This window comes from Vibrio sp. 10N.286.45.E10 (assembly GCF_002874195.2).
GTDB classification, from domain to species: domain Bacteria; phylum Pseudomonadota; class Gammaproteobacteria; order Enterobacterales; family Vibrionaceae; genus Vibrio; species Vibrio crassostreae.
The window spans coordinates 440,158-460,044 of sequence record NZ_MCWD02000001.1 but is presented as its reverse complement, the minus strand read 5'-3'; the positions used below and the strand labels follow the sequence as shown (position 1 = coordinate 460,044).

Here is a 19,887-nt window from a genome sequence, read left to right as displayed (position 1 = left end):
TGGTTGCTTTGTACGTACATCGACATCATCTTTAGTTGGTTAAGCGACTGCCTAAACCACTCACTCGCTCTGTTTTCACCTTAATCCCACGCTTTAATACATTAGTATCACTGAACATCATCAGTCGTTTCTTCGCACGCGTAATACCTGTGTAGATAAGCTCTCGCGTCAAGATGGGGCTGAAATCTGGCGGCAGGATCATTAAGGTTAAATCAAATTCACTGCCCTGAGATTTGTGAATCGTCATCGCATAAGCGGTTTCATGATCAGGCACTCGGCTTGGTAACACCGCTTTTACGCTGCCATCGGGCAACTCAAAATAAACCTTCAAGCGAGGAGTTGAGTCTGACTGGTGTGAATCCGCCTCGAGCATACAGATACCAATATCACCATTGTATAACCCCAAGCCATGATCGTTACGCGTTACCATTACTGGTCGCCCGTGATACCAAAGTTCATCGTTGTGCGGATTCACCAAGCGTCTTGCAGCAAGCGCTCTTTCAATACGATGGTTGAGGCCTTTAACACCAAAATCACCTTCACGAATAGAACACAACAGTCGGCATTGGCTGAACAAATCGAGTACCGATTTGGCTCTCGCTTCTTGGGTTTCTAATTCTTCTAACGGCACATTCATTCGGTTGAGATAAGCACCATACTCATTAACCAAGGTACGCAGCATCAAGTTGTAGCTGTCACTCGATAGAGGATGATTTTCAATATCGCCAAATCCTTTGGCAAACACTTGGTCGACTTGATTCGCAGACCCGTTATTGATTGCTTTTGCCAACTGCCCGATACCAGAACGCGCGTCGAAACGATAACTCTTCTGCAGCATACACAGACTATCTGCAATTGCCGGTGGATTAACGGTTCCTGCTTTTGCTTGTTGTGTCTTCGCTATCGCATCGAAACCTGTCATATCCGCAATCAAGTTGCCTTGCGCGCTGCTGTAACCTGTAGAATTAAATGAGCAGATATCACCCAACACCGCGCCCGCCTCAACAGAAGCCAGTTGGTCTTTATCACCCAACAGGATAAGCCTTGCGTGCTCAGGAAGTGCATCCACCAGCTTATACATCATCGACAGATCAACCATCGACGCTTCATCCACCACCAAGATATCAAGGTGGAGTGGATTGCGTCGGTTATGTCGAAACTCAGCACGGTTAGGAATCGCGCCGAGTAATCTGTGTAAGGTACTCGATTCCGTTGGTATGTTGGCTTTCACTTCAGGCGCTAATGGCAACTGTTCAATCGCTTTACCAATCGACTCAGTTAAACGCGCCGCCGCTTTACCCGTTGGTGCCACTAGCTTAATCGTAGGTGTTTTTCCTTGGCTTAATGATTGCTCGACCATCGCCGACAATAACTTGGTTACTGTGGTCGTTTTACCAGTACCCGGCCCACCGGAAATCACCGCAAAGCGACGACTCAGCGCCACCGCTGCCGCCACTTTTTGCCAATTCAAACATGCCGATAACGGTACCAAGCTGTCTAGCACATCTAAGTCTGTTACCTGCTTGGCTTGGATAATCGCTTGGTCGATTGCTCCCCAATCTAGAGCCTGCTCATTCACAATATCAAGATGATCACACACCAATTGTTGGCGTAACACCTGAGACGTTTGTTGGCTTGCTTCAGCCTTGGCTAAGGCGTTAAACAGGAAGTGATAGCTGCGTGCAAAGAGCTGATTGAGTGTTTCCGTCAGCGCCTTTTTCTGTTCAATATTGAACTCTACTGGCTTACTTAAACGGTTTAACGTGTCAGCCAGTACAACCTCGTAGTTCCAGTAACGCTGTAAGTAGACACGCTGTCCATCAAACATCAGCGGCTTAACACAGTCATTGGTTGCTCCAACTAAATTGGACGATTGAAGTACCGCCAACCAATCAATACCTAACAACTTTTGATTCAATTGCAGGGCCGTTTCACCGTACAAACCAAGTAACTGGGCTAGATCTGCCGTTTGTGCAGGGCCTGTCGTATGCTGCTGTATAAGCTGAGTACAAATGTGTCCTTTGCCTAATTCATGGCTCACTACCCCCGCGAGAAAGCCGATCTCTTGAGGGTAGCTCGTGGCTTGCTGAGCAATAAAACGGGCAAATTGATAATCCAACTGACGAATAGAACCCTTATCCGCAAGAAACTGGAGTACATCCATCAGTTGCTCAGGAATAAGTGAAACTGGCTTTGCTGTGTTCGCAGTATCTATGCCGGTATTAGTGGTCGTTGTTGTCATTATAAAAGCCCCATCTGTCCAGTTTCATCGTCATTCAATTGTGCCGAACGTCTGTCTATCACTTTACCGTCAATCAATTGATCCATTTCAGCAAGTAAAGCCAGTGTTGGTTTGGCCGAGAAAATACCTTGCTGAGATTGGCCGTCCATTCCTCGTAAGAACAAGTAGTACACGCCACCAAAATGTTGTTCGTAGCTGTAATTGGCAACGCGGCTGCGTAAGAAACGGTGCAACGCCAATGCATAAATTTGATATTGCAAATCATAGCGATGGTCGGCCATCGCCGATTTCAATGCCTCGCCATGGTAGACAGCAACATCATCTCCTAAGTGATTCGATTTCCAGTCGAGTACATAGTATTTACCTTGGTGCTCAAACACCAAATCGATGAAGCCTTTCAACATACCTTGCACGGTTTGGAAACCTAGATCGCCCGCTTTTGCCGATAACGGATCGTGATATTGAATGGTTTGATTCAGTTCAGATGCAGCCAATACTTCGATCGGCAGTAAGAATTCCATCTCAACTAAACGTTGCGTCGAGTCTTTCTCGCTTAGCTTTAAGCTTTTACCATCCAACGCTGTGTTAAGAACGGTATCGACCAGTTGTTGAAGCACAGGTAACCACTCTAGTTCGTATTGCTCCGACTCTAATAAGTGAGTGATTACTTGCGTGTTATGTTTACTGGTTGCTGGCTCAGTAAATTCAACATCCTCAAACAAGGTGTGCAAGAAGGTACCTGGGCGAGCGCCGCGAGGGAACGTGAATATAGAACGTTCAGGTTCAATCAGTTCCGACTCATCTTGTTCATCAGCCGAGTCAATATCGAAGCCAGACACCTCAATTGTCGCATCATGGCTCGCGCCGTGACTGCCTTGTTTTACAAGCCCTGAATAACTGGTGATACGCCAAGCTCGGTCAATTGAAGCTTTAAGTTCATTGGCCTGTAAGTCGTCACTCACTTGCTCTGTTTGCACAAAAACTTGTTCGTGAGCGGTTGGTGTTTCAGACAGCAATACGCTTGAATTCTTACCCTCAATCGCTGACAGAGCTTGATGTAACTCAGCGATGCCTTGCTCTTGTCCGTTTTGAACCAAGTAGCCCATGGCACTTAAGTGAACGCCGGTCGGCTCTTTGGTTGAACGCCCTTTACGTAAAGGAGCCATACCAATAAAACAGCCATAAACGGCACGAGTCAGCGCTACATAAATCAAACGCAGGTCTTCCGCGAGTCGCTCTTTATCGGCTTGCGCCAAAGCACTGTCGCTACCGGTAATATCAAGCACTGTGGTATCTGATTCGTGATCGTAGAACTTGCCTTCACTCGCTTCACGGTAACTCGCGACAAACGGCAAAAATACGAGGTCATATTCCAAGCCTTTTGATTTGTGGATGGTAACGATTTGAACCAAGTTTCTCTCTGATTCAAGGCGTTGAATGTCGTCTTCACTGCCACCTAAACCATTTTGCGCATCTGATATCGCTTCTGCTAACCAACGTAACAAGCCATAGTCGCTGTCGAGTTCTTGCCTAGCTTGTTGCAGCAATTCGCCAATGTGCATCAAATCAGTGAGTGAGCGCTCACCATTTTCTTCTTCTAGTAAGCGTTCGGCGAGGTGCCTTTTACTGATCACGCTGCGAAGCATTGGTAATACGCCACGTTGCAACCACAACTTACGATATTCTCGGAATTCGTTAACGACGTTTTCCCAAACCACTTCATCGTTATTGAGTTCATCCAATGATGCGGCATCCAAAGCAAACAACTCCGACGCTAAACTCGCGCGCAATGCACGGTCGTTTTCAGGAGTCAGCACCGCTTGCAATAGGCGTTGAATATCTTGCGCGACCAAGCTGGTGAACACGCTATCTCGGTTAGACAAATACACGCTCGCAATGCCTTGTTCCGACAATGCATTTTTAATTAGACGCCCTTCACTGCCGGTTCGAACCAAGACAGCAATATCACCTGCATTCACGGCATGTTGTTTTTTACCGTTATCAAAATAGGCTTGCTGGTTTTGAGAAGCAGTCAGAATGGTTTGAATTTGACTCGCCGTCGCCTCGGCCATTGCCTTGTGGTATTCGCCTTTCGGTAAGGGCTTTTCTTCCGCCTCTTGCAGCCAAAAGGTGAGCGCGTGCTGAGTTTCACCATTCATCACCCATTGGCGTTTGTCGGCCGATGGGCTGGCTGCGACGGGCAAAAATGGAATATCTTGGTCGTAGATAAATGGGCTATCCGAATTCATAAACACTTGGTTTACCGCGCTGACCATATCCGCACTCGAACGCCAGTTAGTGCCTAACGTGTAGTGAGCACTAACTTGGTTTCTCGCTTTGATATAGGTAAAGATATCTGCGCCGCGAAAGCCATAGATAGCCTGCTTCGGGTCGCCGATCATAAACAAGCCACATTGCGGGTTATCTAGGTAGATTCGACTAAAAATACTGTATTGCAGCGGATCGGTATCTTGGAATTCATCGATCATCGCTACTGGGTATAAGGTGCGAATTCTCTCCACCAGCAGTGATTGCTCATCGACATCGATTGACGCGGATAACTGAGTCAACAAATCATCAAACGATAACCACTGCTTTTGTTGCTTAGCCTTGGCTAGCATAGTTCGACAATGGGTAATGGCATGCGCCAGCAATGGAGCTTTTAGATCTGCTGGAGAATTTAAGAAGTCCTCAATCGCTTCGAAAACGGCGTGCTGAGGCGCGGTGCCTTTGGGTGTTTTTTCAATTAGAGTGGCTTGTGAGAACTTCTCTAATTTATCTGGGAACTGGTAATCATGGGTGTCGCTCTGCGCCCATGCTGTTACCGCTTCTAGCCATGTTGGCAAAGACTTCTTGGTGTAGCTGCGCTTGTTCACATCTGAACCTGAAATCAAAGCCAAAAAGTCCGCTTCAGATTCACACCACAGCGCTTTAAGTTGCTTCACTTTGTCTAGGTTTTGATTGTGCAGAGTTTGTAAATCGCCCGACATTGCTTCGACGGTTAGCTTTAGTGGAGATCCCGTCAGATAACGATTTACGTCAGCTAATAACGAAGCGGGAGAACCCCAGATATTACGAACCTCACCAGCTAATTGAGTCGGCAGCGGGTAGAACTGTTTACGCCAATAGTCGGCAACTACTTGTGCTTTCAGATGGCTTTCATCGGTCACAAATTCATTATCAAAACGGCTTCCAGACTCAAAAGCATTTTGAGTCAACATTCGCTGACAGAAACCGTGAATGGTGTATACCGCCGCTTCGTCCATTTGCCTTTCGGCATTAAGCAGTGTTTTCGCAGCGCCAGCGTGGTCTTCGATCTCTTGCAACAGAGGCGCAATCACTGGGTCATCACTTTGCCCGCGAGCAAACGCAATGCGCGCATCATGGATTCGTGCACGGATACGATCTCGCAGCTCTGCGGTTGCCGCTTCGGTAAAGGTCACTACCAGGATTTGATCTACGGTCAGTGGCTCATGGTGTCGGGTAGCTTCTGTAAGCTCACCTTGTGGTGCTACCGTGCCGTGCCCGAGCAGTAGGCGCAAGTACAAACCAGCGATGGTAAATGTTTTACCCGTACCCGCTGATGCTTCAATTAAACGCGCGCCATGAAGTGGAAACGTCATGGTATCGAGTGTCTGTGGAGCAATTACCTGAACACTGCTTGTGGTCGTCATGCCTTACTGCCTTCTGATAAATATGTTGTTACAAATGTGACCTAGCGTGGAAAACGTCATTCAATTTACGTCCTACGCTGATTTGTTAATAGTTAGTGCGATCTCTCTCACGGATCAATTCAGATCGCCTCGCTACTATGCGCCCACGAGTTCAGGAGCGCGTACGAGTTTTGTACTTTACGGCGTTACTTTGAACCACAGAATAATGGTCCCTCTGACCTGTGGCCGTACAGCGAACGCCCTACACTAATAATGATTTACTGGCGGCCACTTTATTTCCTGTACCTTGCTTCTGTTCACCTTGATTCCCTTCACCTGGAAAGTAAGCACCCCAAATGCTTACCAGCGACTCTCTTTCGTTTTTCATTAATTCAGCGCACACGCTACTGATCTTGTCGATCACAGCCACTTACTCCTGATCTTCCAGATCGGCAGCAGCCAACCTTGCCGCCTGTAACACAAGCGTTGAATACATACGCGACTCAGCCGCCAGCTCCTCGTCCCACTTAGGCCAAATACGCGAGATGTAGGTATCTCGACCCTCGCCCGTGAAAGCGAAGCTATCATTAAAAGTATCGGCCATTTTCTTGAGCGACTTCTCTTCATCATCGACCCATTTACCACGGCTAAAGCCCGCTTCAACGCCGGCCAAGGCGGTTTTCGGGAAATACGGCAGTGGTGCAGTCATACCTTGATAGAACAGTCGCACTAACTCAGCTAATAAACTCTTCGCCTGCTGCGCATCGCCGATAGGTTGTAGCGTTTGGTGAACCACGCCTTCTTTTCTGTCATAGCCAATAATATGAGTCGTTTTGCCGTGCCCCATCACCGCACAACACAAGTGATCGACCCACGCAGCCAAGTAATCTTGCGAGCGAATTTTGCCACTACGGAAACGCACTAAACCCGATTGATAGTTTTGAGTCAGCCAACCCATCAAACGAACCGGTTTGCCCTCACCTAGTACGTCAAATTCAATATTTACCTCGAGATCTTGTTGTGGCTGCCCACTTACAAATCGAATCTCTTTGGCTAAGTCTTCTGCTTGAACGCGGTTGGTTTCAAATTCGATATCACCAAAAGCGCCAACCGGTAATCGACCTTGAGCTTTTTGCTCAGAGACAAACAAGCGAACCGCTTCATCCGCCCCTTCAGGATGATCGAGTAATACTTGAAGCAAAGCGTCTTTTAGTTGGAAACTTTCTAAACCATTAAGCACGAACGGTTCATCGTCTTCCATTACCGGAAGCGGGGGCTCAAACACCACTTTTAGTCGGCGATTAAAGAAGTATTGCACTGGCAAGCGCCAGAAACGCTGCAGCTCAACCAAATCCAATTCCAATGGATAGGTCGCACCAAGCAAATAGTCATCCAAGGCACGATTGAATTCACCACTGCGTTCACCGGAACGGTTAGCCGCAGGAAGCCATTCTTTGGCGTAACTCAGCACATGGCTTGAATCACCTTGAGTAAAGGCAGCCGGGCTAAATGGCGTCATGGTGTGTTCAAAACTGATCGCTTGAGTCAGCTTGATACCAGAATCATCACTTGGTAGCGCTTGGTCTTCACTTAGACAGTAGTTCTGCTGGCAGTACTCTATCAACTCTGAAACCAATACCGACGGCACTCGCTCAGTATTATCTTGAATCGAACGGCCGACATAGCTTATGTACAAACATTCTTGCGCTGACAACATCGCCTCTAAGAATAGGTAGCGGTCATCATCACGACGAGAACGGTCTCCGGGACGAGCTAGACTCTTTTTGCCTACGCCATTCGGCGAGCGAGTTTGGGCGCTCATCAAATCAAAACCTTCCGGTGGCATTGAGCGCGGGTAAACACCATCATTCATGCCTAATAGACAAACGGTTTTGAACGGAATAGAACGCATCGGCATCAGGGTACAGAAGTTAACTTGTCCCGCTAAGAAACGCTGACTAATACGCGCGCCCGACAGTTTATTATTCAAGTACTGATAGATAATGCTTGGCGATAGCTCTTGTTCGTACAAGGCATCATCAAGCTGTTCATTCAGTTGAGAAAGTGCATCGCGAATCGACTTAAGCACCACCTCACCTTCTAACTCAACCGCAAAGAAATCATCAATCATTTGCAGCAAGGTTTCACGCCACATGTCGATAGATTGCGTCTCAGCAAGGCGTTGACGGTAATGAGCAATGCGGTCAATAAAATGCGCTAACTTACCTGCAAGTTCGGCGTTAATGCCCTGAACTTCGTTATAAGCGGCAATTGGAGAGTGTTCATTTTCAAACAAACCTGCAGAATCCGACATCGCATAGCCCAGTAGCATTCGCTGGATACCAAATAGCCAGGTATTTTGTTCAGTAGCAGGTAAGTCAAATTCAGTTGCGGTAGAAGAATCGACACCCCAACGGATACCCGCTTCTTCAACCCACTGCTTAGCTTGTTCAAATTGAAATTCATCAATACCGAAGCGTGCCATCATCGCTGGGATTTCTAATAACTCTAGAAGTTCAGAAGCTAAACAGCGCGTGTTTGGTAGCGCGACTAGCTGCATGAACGCCGTCAAAATTGGGCTCTCTTGATCTGCGGTTCTATCCGAGATCGAGTAAGGGATGTAACGCTCACCCGGAGCATTGCCAAATACCGCCTGAATCGCAGGGCTGTAGGCATTGATATCTGCCACCATCACGATGATATCGCGTGGCTTTAGTGTCGGGTCAGCGTCAAACATTGCTAACAGCTGATCATGAAGAACTTCAACCTCACGCATTGGGCTGTGACAAGCGTGTACCGTCAACGAGCGATCGCCCAGCTCAACCACTTGTTTGTGGTTGCTGGAATCTAAGATGTGATCGTCTTGGTGTTCTTCTAGCTCAAGAATATCCGCTTGCAGTTGATGCAGCAGGCTGTCTCTCTCAACATCAATAAAGAACTCATGCTCTTCACTGTCTGATTGAGACAGCAAGAACAGGTTATCTCTGCCCAGTTTACCCATAGACGCAAGTAAGCTATTACCGACCGCTTGGCTGGTATGCAGTTCGTCTTCAATATTGGCTTCAATGCCATCTTTCAATGGTGAGGCTTCGCCTTCAAGTAGAGGTAAACCATCAACCAAAGCAAACTGCTTACGACGCTGCGCTTCCACTCTAGCCAAGTATTTACGGTCACGAATATCGCCCCAGTAATGTTGGCAAGGGTTGGTAAACATCAGGTGGACATCAATCTGTTCGCCAAGTGCTTTCAAAGCATCCATGTAGCGAGGAGGCAGTGACGAAATACCAAACACAAACAAACGTTTCGGCAGGTGTTGTAACTGGCCTTGTTGATTAGCTAACGCTTCAATGAAGTCGTGATACAAGTTGCCACGGTGATACTTTGATTGGCCTTGAGAGAGCGTTTGCTCGTAGAGTGCCTTCCACAAAATTGGCTGCCAAGGGTGCTCTTGTTGCCCTTCACTATCAATCAATTCTGCAACGGGTTCTCCCGCTTCCCACATCGCCATCCACTCAGGTCGATACACCAAGTAACCATCGAAGATATCGGCAATTTTCTCTGCCAATTGATACAGCTTAGAGCCGTCTTCGTCGTTTTCAAGATAGCGCTGTAGGGGTAAGAAATCAGGATGGTCAAGCTTCGCGGGTAGCAAATTCATTAGCTTCCACGTCATCGCTTCTTTATTAAAAGCACTGCGTTTCGGTACATCAGGAAGCACTTGGGTAAACATATCCCAAATGAAGGTTGCTGGGAGAGGAAAATCGATATTTGCTGCTACACCAAACTCTTTGGCGAGTTCCATCTTAAGCCATTGAGACATACCAGGGCTCTGAACCAAGATCTGCTCTTTTTCGAAAGGATTGGCTAAAGGGTCACTTTTGATTAAGTGAACGAGAAGGATTTTTAAAGTATCAACTTTATTGGAATGATAAACAGTAAACAAAGTGCACTCACGCTAATCTTGCCACAATATACTGCCAGATTAGCATAAGTGCTGAGTTTGGATGAGGAATATAAGCTTATGAAATACCGAAAGCTTAAGCTTCGTTTATCTTTTGAACTATTGCCTCTTACAATCTACCCGCTACCGCGCCTAAAACACGATGAGGTTTGTAGTTCATGTAGTAACGAACAGCGACATAACCCACAACCAACGTAGCCACAATCAATTCAAGATACGCTAGGCCAAACACTTGATTGATGTAATGCGCTTCAATACCTTGTGCTTGCATCCACGCAGCCAGTTTAAACAAGGCTGTTGCACCAATCACGATTGGGAAGGTAAACGCTGCATAACCAGGGCTAAATGGAAGACGAAGTAGTTTGAAAAACGCCATATAGATAATGAACGTCATCAACACTGCAATACCAAATAGTAAACCAATGATCACAGGTGAAGGGCTAGCAGTAACGGTTAAGTAACCCGCTAAAGATAGGCTTGCCGGTGCTGCCATAATCGCAATCGTTGGTTTTGCAGCATCTGGCACTTCGTGAGCGAAGATCAAACGGTAAACCATGATTGGTAGCATTACTGCGTAAACCAATAAGCCGAATACCAAAGTCGCGTTAGCTACTGGCTCTAAAACTGGATTACCAGAGAAAGAGACGTCAGCGACGATAATACCGATCGGTGGCACAAACCAGCTTGGCACCATGTGGTGAATCTCAAAGTTTTTAGCTCTGTGGTACAAAAAGCTCATTAGAAACACAACGTGCAAAGCCACAGAAGCCAACCACATAGCTTCTTGTAAGAATTGAGAGATTGGCGCCAAAGACGCTGACACCACCATGCACCCCATTGCAAATGTTGGTACCACACTGCCGACAACAGGGTGAGCAAGATCTTCACGAAGTAAATGACCGTGAATCAAAAATTTCACAGCTAAAACAAGAAGCAATACCGCTGCAATAGCTGCACTGATCCACTGGACTAAGCCTGGGGTGTGCAAAATACCTTGTGCGACTAAAACGCCATCCCAGCACCAGCCTAAGCTTGCGATTGCTAGTGCTAACCCTGCCATGGGTGTTGGAGCTCCTGTTAATCTATATTTAATACGTTGAATCATGTCAGCCTCTCTTAAACTTAATTCACTAAACTTGTGAACTCATCAGCTTGTTGAAGCCATAATACGCTTGCGCTTCGTTAAACAATATCCAATTATATATAACAAGTGTTCATCAATACTGAACAGAACCCGTTTTCACCAGCAGAGCAAAACTAGGAATCTGATGGCTAATATTTCAATTAAACAACTCAAAGTGTTTGTCACCATTACCCAGCATTCGACGCTTACCGCAGCATCAGAAGCGCTGTTTTTGTCTAAAGCTGCGGTCAGCATGGCACTAGGCGAAATGGAGAAACAACTCGGCCACTCTCTATTTGACCGGGTCAACAACCGATTAATTCTCAACCAAGAGGGACATAAGTTACTTCCTTTGGCTGATGAAATACTTCACCGAGCTGCGGGTATTGATGTTTTGTTCCGTGACGACCAGCCTTTAAGTGGCAATTTAAAGGTCGGCGCGAGTGACACGATTGGTAATCAGGTCGCACCGTTTATTTTGTCAGGTTTTCGTGAACGAACTCAGCACCAGGATCAAAGCTTGTTCATTTCAAACAGTGCACTGATCTGTCAAAAGTTGGTGGATTATGAACTTGATATCGCGCTAATTGAAGGAAAAACATTACACCCTGAACTCATTTCGAGTCAGTTTAGCAGCGATGAAATGTGTATTATTGTTAGTAATCAACATCCTCTCGTTTCAAAAGAAAAAGTAACTTTAAGCGATTTAGAAGGCAGCCATTGGATTCTACGTGAATCAGGCTCAGGGACTCGCGAGTTTTTCCTTCGTGCCGTCGCACCACGTATCGAACACTGGTATGAATCTTTTGAACTCAACACGACAGAGGCGATCATCAATTCGGTTTCTGCCAATCTTGGATTCGCGTGTTTATCACGATTGGCGGCGCAACGAGCGATTGATTCAGGCCGGGTGAAAGCGCTCGATGTGCCACTCGACATGAAACGACGTTTCTGGATGCTGGTACATAAAGACAAATACCAGAGCCCGCTGCTGAAATCTTTCATGAGTTATTGTGAAGACTGGGCTACACATCAAGATTGAGGCCGCATAGTTGGGGCTCCAACTGGACTTTTAACATCAGAAACTGTATAAAAAGCCAGTAAAATTTATCAAACTTAGAGGATTAACCATGGCTGTTATCGTCAAGTACGTGGTGGAACGCAACGGAGAAGAGAAAATGACTTTTACCTCTAAAGCCGAAGCTGACGCATACGACAAAATGCTGGATATGGCTGATGAGCTTTTTGAACTGTTAGGCAAAAGCGATTTAGTTGAAGATGAAGGCAAGCAAGAAGAACTTGCAATGTACCTAGCGAAGAACAAAGAAGAAGTTCTTTACGCATTAGGTGCTAAGCGTAAGCCAGCTCCGAAAAAAGCTAAGAAGCTTGAAGCTGTTGAAGACGCAGAAGAAGATGCAGCTTAACTAGCTGATACCTTTCTAAAAAACGTCAATGACGCCTCTAATCAGAGTTCGTTATTGGCGTTTTTTTATACTTTTCGAAATATAATGAAGCTTGTTTATAGTCGAAATCGCTCTAAACATTCGCTTGCACAAAAGTGTGATAAAGATCTAATCTATAGCCATCAGGTGATGGGGTTCCACCTAAGCTTTTGCTTCAACCGCCCGTTCTTTTCGAACAGTGCTAATGACTCCTACAGAATCGAAAACAGGTAATACTGTTGGATGTATCGCTATTCCTCCATTTTGAAATGGACTTAGTCTATTGAGACCAAGACCCATGACACCTTTGGATTATCGATACTCAAGATCTGTAGTGAATTAGCCGCACCTCTTCCAACACGTCCTGTTTTCTCAACGCCCTAGGTCTTAAATGGCTCTACAAGTGAGAAAACATTATGCACTACTCTTCAGAAATTCAATCAATGTGCCCTATTCAAAGGGGTGACCTTCACAATTCAGCTCCAATTCCAGTTGAAGGCGCAATGGTTAGCCCAAAAGATGTCATCGCTATTTCTGGCTTAAGCCACGGTGTTGGCACTTGTGCACCACAACAAGGTGCTGCAAAACTGACTCTTAACGTAAAAAACGGCATCATCGAAGAAGCACTAATCGAAACGATTGGTTGTTCAGGCATGACTCAATCAGCCGCGATGGCCGCTGAAATCCTCACCGGAAAAACTATCCTAGAAGCACTTAATACAGACTTAGTATGTGACGCTATTAACGTAGCCATGCGTGAAATCTTCCTGCAGTTTGTTTACGGTCGAACTCAATCAGCTTTCTCTGAAGGTGGTCTAGAAATTGGCGCTGCATTAGAAGACTTAGGTCAAACACAGCGCAGCCAAGTGGGTACCAGTTACTCAACCGCTGCAAAAGGCGTACGTTACCTAGAGCTTGCAGAAGGTTACGTGACCAAGCTTGCACTTGATGATCACAGCGAAGTGATTGGCTACGAATATCTCAACCTCGGCAAAATGATGAAGGCGATTAACCAAGGCGTGCCAGCGAATGAAGCGGCCGACCTTGCGACAGGGACCTATGGCCGCTTCGATGAAGCCGTGACCACTATTAACCCACGCCAACACTAATTGCCAATTTAGAGGAAAGATATGATGAACACTCAATTTAATGAATCAGTAACTCGCGTATTGGCAGAAATGAACTTCGACTCTTTGGAGCAAGCTGACCAATACTGTAAAGCCCACAACGTTGATCCAAAAGCGCTAGTGATGGATACCCAACCTATCGCTTTTGAAAGCGCTGCAGATGCTTATATCCTTGGCTCAGCACTGGCGTTATTTCGTAAAGCCACCAGCGCAGAACAAGCCGCTAATATTATTGGTGAAGGTCTTCAAGCATTCACCAAACCTGGCAGTGTTGCTGAACAACGCCAAGTTGGTATTGGACATGGCGCGCTAGCCGCTCGTCTTCTCAATGAAGAGAGCCACTGCTTCGCCTTCCTAGCGGGTCACGAATCTTTTGCTGCAGCAGAAGGTGCGATTAAAATTGCGCTAAACGTCAACAAATCACGCAAAAACCCATTGAAAGTGATCTTAAATGGCCTAGGTAAAGATGCGGCTTATCTTATCTCGCGCATCAACGGCTTCACTTACGTGCGCACTCAATACGATTACCAAACAGGTGAACTTGTTGAAACTGAACGTCGCCGTTTCTCACAAGGCCCTCGCGGCGACATCTTGTGTTACGGCGCTGATGATGTACGTGAAGGTGTGGCTATCATGCACAGAGAAGAAGTGGATGTCAGTATTACGGGTAACTCAACCAACCCTACTCGCTTCCAACACCCTGTAGCGGGTATCTACAAAGCAGAACGTACTCGCCAAGGTTTGCCATACTTCTCAGTAGCTTCAGGCGGCGGTACAGGTCGAACATTACACCCAGATAACGTAGCAGCAGGCCCAGCGTCTTACGGCATGACAGATACCATGGGCAGAATGCACGCTGACGCCCAGTTCGCAGGTAGCTCTTCTGTTCCTGCTCACGTGGCGATGATGGGCTTCATCGGCATGGGCAATAATCCAATGGTCGGTGCTACAGTTGCATTGGCTGTCGCAGTGAGTGAATCTCAAAACGCATAGCGCCAAAACGAGCTCCACCGTCGGCCTGTTATATAGAGGCCGTTGTGTCGAGCTTAATAATTGAGAAACTCGCAATAACGCGCGACCAAAACTCTACCCCTATCACTAAAATCAAACAGTCAGCCTTGTGCTGGCTGTTTTTTATTCATACTTGCTCTACTATCTATTTCTAATAATTATTTGTATCTAAGATTAAATACACTAGCCATTAGTATTTAACTGCATCTTTTCAAAGGAATAATATGAAAGAGCTCATCATTCATACCATTACCGTGTTCATGGGCTTTTTTGCCATCATGAACCCAATCGCTAATACGCCAATCTTTCTTGGATTAACCGGTGACAATGACAGGGAAACGGTCAAGTCCATCGCCTTCCGTTCAGTGTTTATCGCATTCGTCATCGTCAGTACGTTTGCACTCTCTGGCAAACTGATCTTTGACCTCTTTGGTATCACGCTTTACGCACTGCGTATCACGGGCGGTATTCTGGTCTTTTTGATTGGCTTTCACATGCTACAAGGCGACTCAACACACGCCAAAGCGAAAGAGAAGGTCAACTCAGATGCCCAACGAGACGCGGCGCTAAGTATCGCAGTTTCACCTTTAGCTATGCCAATACTGGCCGGCCCGGGCACCATTGCCACTGCGATGAACTTTGCCAGTACCGAGGGGATTTACGAGACCATCATCACCATCGTCGCCTTTGGTCTACTGTGTACTTTAACCTATGTATTATTTGTATTCGGCGAACGCTTCGTGAAAGCCGTTGGGCCAAGTGCACTGAATGTGATTACTCGAATGATGGGTTTGATACTAGCGGTAATCGGTATGCAGATGTTGATTGAAGGTATTGAACAAGCTCATAAGGCGCTGTTTGTTTAAGCTCAGACTACAAAAATCTAAAACAAAAATAGCCAGCGATTCGCTGGCTATTTTCTTTTACTGTTAATCTATACCCTTGTCTTTTAAGGCTTTGAATAACAATAAATAACGCTCCGACAAGTGCGGTATCAGTACTATTTATATTCCATCGTTGTTGTTTCAAACCCTAGTGGTTCTAGTACTTTCTTATGCTCAGCCCAAGAGATAAATGATTCAGCATCAGTATTACATATGTCACCTGAGCCTTCCGCACATGGTTTAATACCACCGTCATAGATGACGCTATACTTCTCGGTACTTCCATCGTATGACAAGTTGTTAACTTTGTAAGTTTTAAAACTATCGCCTGAAATAACTATGTCTTGACGATCTGTTGATGTTAATTGAGCATCGCCTAATACATTCCAACCATCACTACCGCTTGCATTATAGTTATTAACGATAACAGTGTAGTCAGCGGCATCGTTCATTGTCGCCCATACTGGGTTTACTTCTGTTCCAGTATTTACCTCTAGATTCGTAACTGTACCTGATACACCTTTCACATCTTCTGTAAACGTGTAACGCATACCCGATACATACGGGAACTTACCAGCATGAGCACCTTCAGCAAGCGTCGGCTCAATTGTGCTGTCAATAAGGTTTCGAATCACCTCGCCTTTCACTGTTAAAATCGACAGGTAGTTCGAGAATGGTAATAATTCTAGCGTAGCGTTACCTTCCCTGAAATCACCTGACGCGATATCCGTTCGAACACCACCAGCTCCCACCAAACCAATCTGGACATTTTTACCGGTAACAGTTGCTACCGACGCTTGATTTGCCCAATAAATCATACCTTGAGCTATCATAGGTGCAACATCAGAACCGTGCACATCTGTTCCAGCATCACCAGGACGACGCTCATGACTGATTTCAGTCGGTGCGGCTGCAACAACATCACCATATGCAGCTTCAAGAGCAGGCTTATAAGTCGCGTCGATACGGGTTCTTAAATCAACATCTTCATTTTTAATCGTGATTTTATCGTTATCATCAATAAACGAAGTTACATCATCTTTATCAGAGCTAACCATTTGATGTTCTCGATGAGAATCATGATAAAACTCATCATTTGATAATAAAGTATTATTCCCAACACATGATAGGAGGTTGCCATTTATATCAAATGCTACATCAACGTCTCCGATAGCTTCGGCATACTGACCAGCTTGAACCACACAAGTATTTTGTGCCTTATCTTTTTGCGGGATCATTTCGGCGTAAATACCATTATTACCTTGATCAAGGTCGGTAAAATCACCAAGTAAAGTATGAGAATGACCGCCAACAATAATATCGATACCCGTTGTATTGGCAGCTAGATCCTTATCGGCAGCATTTCCTATATGTGATAGAACAATGATTTTATTCACACCCTTGGTTTTTAAATCATTTATAGTGGCTTGAGTTGCTGTAATTTGGTCACTAAATGTCACATCACCAGTCCCGGTAGCTATCGTTGGCATATCCCCCAAAACAACACCGATTACCGCAACAACTTTCTCATCATCACTTGCATCAGAAACAGAGGTAATTGCTCTTTTTTCTGAGCCTTCAAATGCAAACAGTTGATAAGGGTATAAATTATCTACATTACTTAAAGACTGATCTTTTGATGCATCCATATTATTTGCTAATATCGGAAAACTAACCGTATTGATGAACGATGCGAGCTTGTCGGTATCTAAGTCGAATTCATGGTTCCCAAGTACCATTGCATCTAACCCCATCTGGGACAATAAGTCTGCGTTTGCAGCACCTTCATTTAGCTTAAAGTAAGCGGTACCTTGCCATGCATCACCACCATGCAAGAATAACAAAGGTTCTTTGTCTGCTTTAGCCCCTGCTTTGATATCGTCAGCGGCTTTCAATAGGCGAGGATAGCCGCCAAATTCGTTATAAACCTTCTTGCCATCAGCACCCATAGTAAAACTGGATTTTACAGGATCAAAATTTGAGTGAGTGTCATTCACATGTGCTATGCGCAATGTCATATCGGGAACAATAATATCGTCACTGTCCGAGCCACAACCAACCATCGCTACGCCGATAGAGAGCACCAGTAAAGACTTAGTAAAATTCATAGAAGATCCTTTATTAATCGTTTTAATGTCGTTATGGCTGGAAATATACTTATATCCTTAAGTGTTTTAGTGATCGCTATCTTAATTACACAGCGGAAAAACTGAGTAATTACTCGGACTGTAGGCACAAGCGATTAATCAACAGAACTCGATTAATTCCGATACTAAACAGATATTTATAAAGAATTTGTGACTAGCTCTATTGATATAGCGAACAAGAGACTTCTTTCTAAGTGCAGATTTGGGATGAGAATGGAGCGGTGCAAAGCAGCTTAAGCAATGATCAATACAATAAGCTCAGAGAGTAATATCCGGATAATGAAAACTATCGCCAGAAAGACAAGCAATATCATTTTACAGACTTTATCCCGATACGCCCTTTCATAACGAGAGCGCTCTCTTTATGATGAACGCAATTAAATTAACTTTGCTAACGGCAGCGCTTGTTATTCGAGCCGCTGTTATGAAATAGCAAAATCAAGACTCAACACATGGAGATTCAACATGGCTTACTTTTCACTAGCCTTCGGTACGGCAACCAAAAACCGCGACAATAAAATCATTGAAGCGTTCTTCCCTAACCCACTTCTAAACCCAAGTGACGCTCTTGTTGCGGCTGTTGGTGAAGTTGCAGGTTACACTGAAGGCAACCAAGCTATCGAAATCTCTGCTGCACAGAGCGCGGAACTAGCGAAAGCATTCGCAGCAAACGACGATTCAGCAAACGCATCTTTAGCAGAAAAAGCAGCAGCATCTGAACAGCCACTTGTTCTTGTTGTTCTTGCTACTGACGAGAAGCCAGCATCAGTTGCTGAAGGCTTCCTAAAACTACAACTTATCTCTAACCGCCTAGTACAACCACACGGTACGGTACTGGACGGCATCTTCGGCCTACTGCACAACATCGCATGGACTAACGAAGGCCCAATCGACCTTCCTGAGCTGGCTGAGCGCCAAATCGAAGCTCGCCTTGCGGGTCGCGCTCTATCTGTAGATTGCGTAGACAAGTTCCCTAAAATGGTGGATTACGTGGTACCAACAGGTATTCGTATTGCTGACACTTCTCGTGTTCGTCTTGGCGCACACGTAGGCGAAGGCACAACAGTAATGCATGAAGGTTTCATCAACTTCAATGCAGGTACAACAGGCGTAAGCATGGTCGAAGGTCGTATCTCTGCGGGTGTTGTTGTAGGTAACGGTTCAGACATCGGCGGCGGCGCTTCTATCATGGGTACGCTATCTGGTGGCGGTACTATGGTTATCTCTATCGGCGAAAACTGCCTACTGGGCGCAAACGCGGGTCTTGGCTTCCCAATGGGCGACCGTTGTACTGTTGAGTCTGGCCTATATGTGACTGCAGGTACTAAAGTTCGCATGCTAGATAAAGAAGGCAACGAAGTAGAAATCATCAAAGCGCGTGACCTAGCTGGCGTTTCTGATCTTCTGTTCCGTCGCAACTCGATCACTGGTCAAATTGAATGTCTAGCGAACAAGTCTGCTGTTGAACTGAACAGCGAGCTACACAGCAACAACTAATTTAAGCGCTAGATGCTAAATTACTAGATACTAAAAAATACGAAGCCGCTGGGGTTAACTCCAGCGGCTTTTCTTTTATTAGTCTCTAGCTGAAAGGGTTACGCTTTCTCTGCGGCTAGCTGTTCAAGCGCTTGAATAGAGGTCTCTGATACTAGCGTGCCATCCATGTAGTAGCTGACCTTATCGCCATCACGAACACCCGTCAGAACGGCTTTCTGGCCATCGTTGTAGGTGATGTCCATGCGAATGGTGTTCTCATCGATTTGTTGCATCTCACCCCATTCAATCTGGCGATTATTGAAACCAAGTGGCGCTTCTTTTAGTGAATCATCAAGGCTGTCGTTCACATCAATCATGGTGTCGACTTTGCTATCAAAGATGTGAGGCGCGCCTGTGAGTGGGTTTTTACCCGCCCAGAATTCGATTGAGTTAAAGACAATGTAATCGGCTGCGGTGGTTAGTGCGTAAACCGGAGCAAGCAAGAAGTTGACGCCTGCACGAGCGTAACGGTTATCTACCACCTCGACGTTGAACTTCATTAATTTCCCAGTAACCGCGTTACTACCTACACACCCAGCTAACGACATAACAATCGCTGCCACTGCAACGGCTTTTGTAATTGTTGTTTTCATAGATCCCTCTTATGCCACGATGATTGATTCAGTTTTTGCATAGCCGAACGAAGCTTTCCTTGCTCGAGTGCAAGAATTATTCGCCTAACAAATTGATTCCATAACATTTAGCGTAGTGGAGATTTTTAGAACAGCAAACTGCAAACCTCAATTGTTTCGCACCGGTTC

At 45.7% G+C, this 19,887-nt stretch carries 13 protein-coding genes and 1 riboswitch; of the genes, 6 read left to right on the top strand and 7 right to left on the bottom strand.

The window, feature by feature from the left end:
- Positions 1-31: 31 nt before the first annotated feature.
- The 5 genes from recD to BCU34_RS01845 all read right to left on the bottom strand — a co-directional run bounded on the left by recD (position 32) and on the right by BCU34_RS01845 (position 10,916).
- Positions 32-2,242 (bottom strand): exodeoxyribonuclease V subunit alpha, encoded by a 2,211-nt coding sequence (gene recD, locus BCU34_RS01865; RefSeq protein WP_102480748.1) that lies wholly within the window; start codon positions 2,240-2,242, stop codon positions 32-34.
- Complete coding sequence (gene recB, locus BCU34_RS01860) at positions 2,242-5,916, bottom strand: exodeoxyribonuclease V subunit beta (RefSeq protein WP_102480747.1); 3,675 nt, start codon at positions 5,914-5,916, stop codon at positions 2,242-2,244. Before recB ends, recD begins: the two co-directional genes overlap by 1 nt.
- A gap of 241 nt (positions 5,917-6,157) precedes the next feature.
- Positions 6,158-6,319 carry a hypothetical protein gene (locus tag BCU34_RS01855; protein WP_165918461.1) on the bottom strand — a complete coding sequence of 54 codons (162 nt, stop codon included), beginning with the start codon at positions 6,317-6,319 and terminating at the stop codon, positions 6,158-6,160.
- 6 nt (positions 6,320-6,325) lie between these two features.
- Complete coding sequence (gene recC / locus BCU34_RS01850; protein ID WP_102480746.1) at positions 6,326-9,838, bottom strand: exodeoxyribonuclease V subunit gamma; 3,513 nt, start codon at positions 9,836-9,838, stop codon at positions 6,326-6,328.
- A gap of 127 nt (positions 9,839-9,965) precedes the next feature.
- Entirely contained in the window at positions 9,966-10,916 is a 951-nt protein-coding gene (locus BCU34_RS01845) for a TDT family transporter (RefSeq protein ID WP_170960879.1), read from the bottom strand.
- A 208-nt stretch (positions 10,917-11,124) separates the two neighbouring features.
- On the opposite strand from BCU34_RS01845, the gene BCU34_RS01840 reads away from it, so the two are divergent.
- The 5 genes from BCU34_RS01840 (at position 11,125) to BCU34_RS01820 (ending at position 15,425) form a co-directional block, all read left to right on the top strand.
- Positions 11,125-12,021 (top strand): LysR family transcriptional regulator, encoded by an 897-nt coding sequence (locus tag BCU34_RS01840; protein ID WP_048657887.1) that lies wholly within the window; start codon positions 11,125-11,127, stop codon positions 12,019-12,021.
- 88 nt (positions 12,022-12,109) lie between these two features.
- Positions 12,110-12,403 carry a YebG family protein gene (locus tag BCU34_RS01835; RefSeq protein ID WP_008223840.1) on the top strand — a complete coding sequence of 98 codons (294 nt, stop codon included), beginning with the start codon at positions 12,110-12,112 and terminating at the stop codon, positions 12,401-12,403.
- A gap of 155 nt (positions 12,404-12,558) precedes the next feature.
- Positions 12,559-12,643: riboswitch (Fluoride riboswitch) on the top strand.
- A gap of 194 nt (positions 12,644-12,837) precedes the next feature.
- Positions 12,838-13,530, top strand: a complete 693-nt coding sequence (locus BCU34_RS01830; RefSeq protein ID WP_102432259.1) for an iron-sulfur cluster assembly scaffold protein — start codon at positions 12,838-12,840, stop codon at positions 13,528-13,530.
- A 21-nt stretch (positions 13,531-13,551) separates the two neighbouring features.
- Positions 13,552-14,541: a GGGtGRT protein gene (locus BCU34_RS01825; protein ID WP_050645517.1), complete on the top strand. Its 990-nt coding sequence runs from the start codon at positions 13,552-13,554 to the stop codon at positions 14,539-14,541.
- A 242-nt stretch (positions 14,542-14,783) separates the two neighbouring features.
- Entirely contained in the window at positions 14,784-15,425 is a 642-nt protein-coding gene (locus tag BCU34_RS01820; protein ID WP_065676366.1) for a MarC family protein, read from the top strand.
- Positions 15,426-15,559: 134 nt separating this feature from the next.
- Here BCU34_RS01820 and BCU34_RS01815 read toward each other — a convergent pair whose 3' ends face one another.
- Complete coding sequence (locus tag BCU34_RS01815; RefSeq protein WP_102478362.1) at positions 15,560-17,551, bottom strand: bifunctional metallophosphatase/5'-nucleotidase; 1,992 nt, start codon at positions 17,549-17,551, stop codon at positions 15,560-15,562.
- 504 nt (positions 17,552-18,055) lie between these two features.
- Between BCU34_RS01815 and dapD the strand changes: the two genes are divergently transcribed.
- Positions 18,056-19,087: a 2,3,4,5-tetrahydropyridine-2,6-dicarboxylate N-succinyltransferase gene (gene dapD, locus BCU34_RS01810; protein WP_102478363.1), complete on the top strand. Its 1,032-nt coding sequence runs from the start codon at positions 18,056-18,058 to the stop codon at positions 19,085-19,087.
- A gap of 98 nt (positions 19,088-19,185) precedes the next feature.
- Here the strand turns inward: dapD and BCU34_RS01805 are convergent, their stop codons facing one another.
- A complete protein-coding gene (locus tag BCU34_RS01805) occupies positions 19,186-19,719 on the bottom strand; it encodes a DUF3332 domain-containing protein (protein ID WP_008223831.1) in 534 nt (177 codons plus the stop codon).
- Positions 19,720-19,887: the final 168 nt, after the last annotated feature.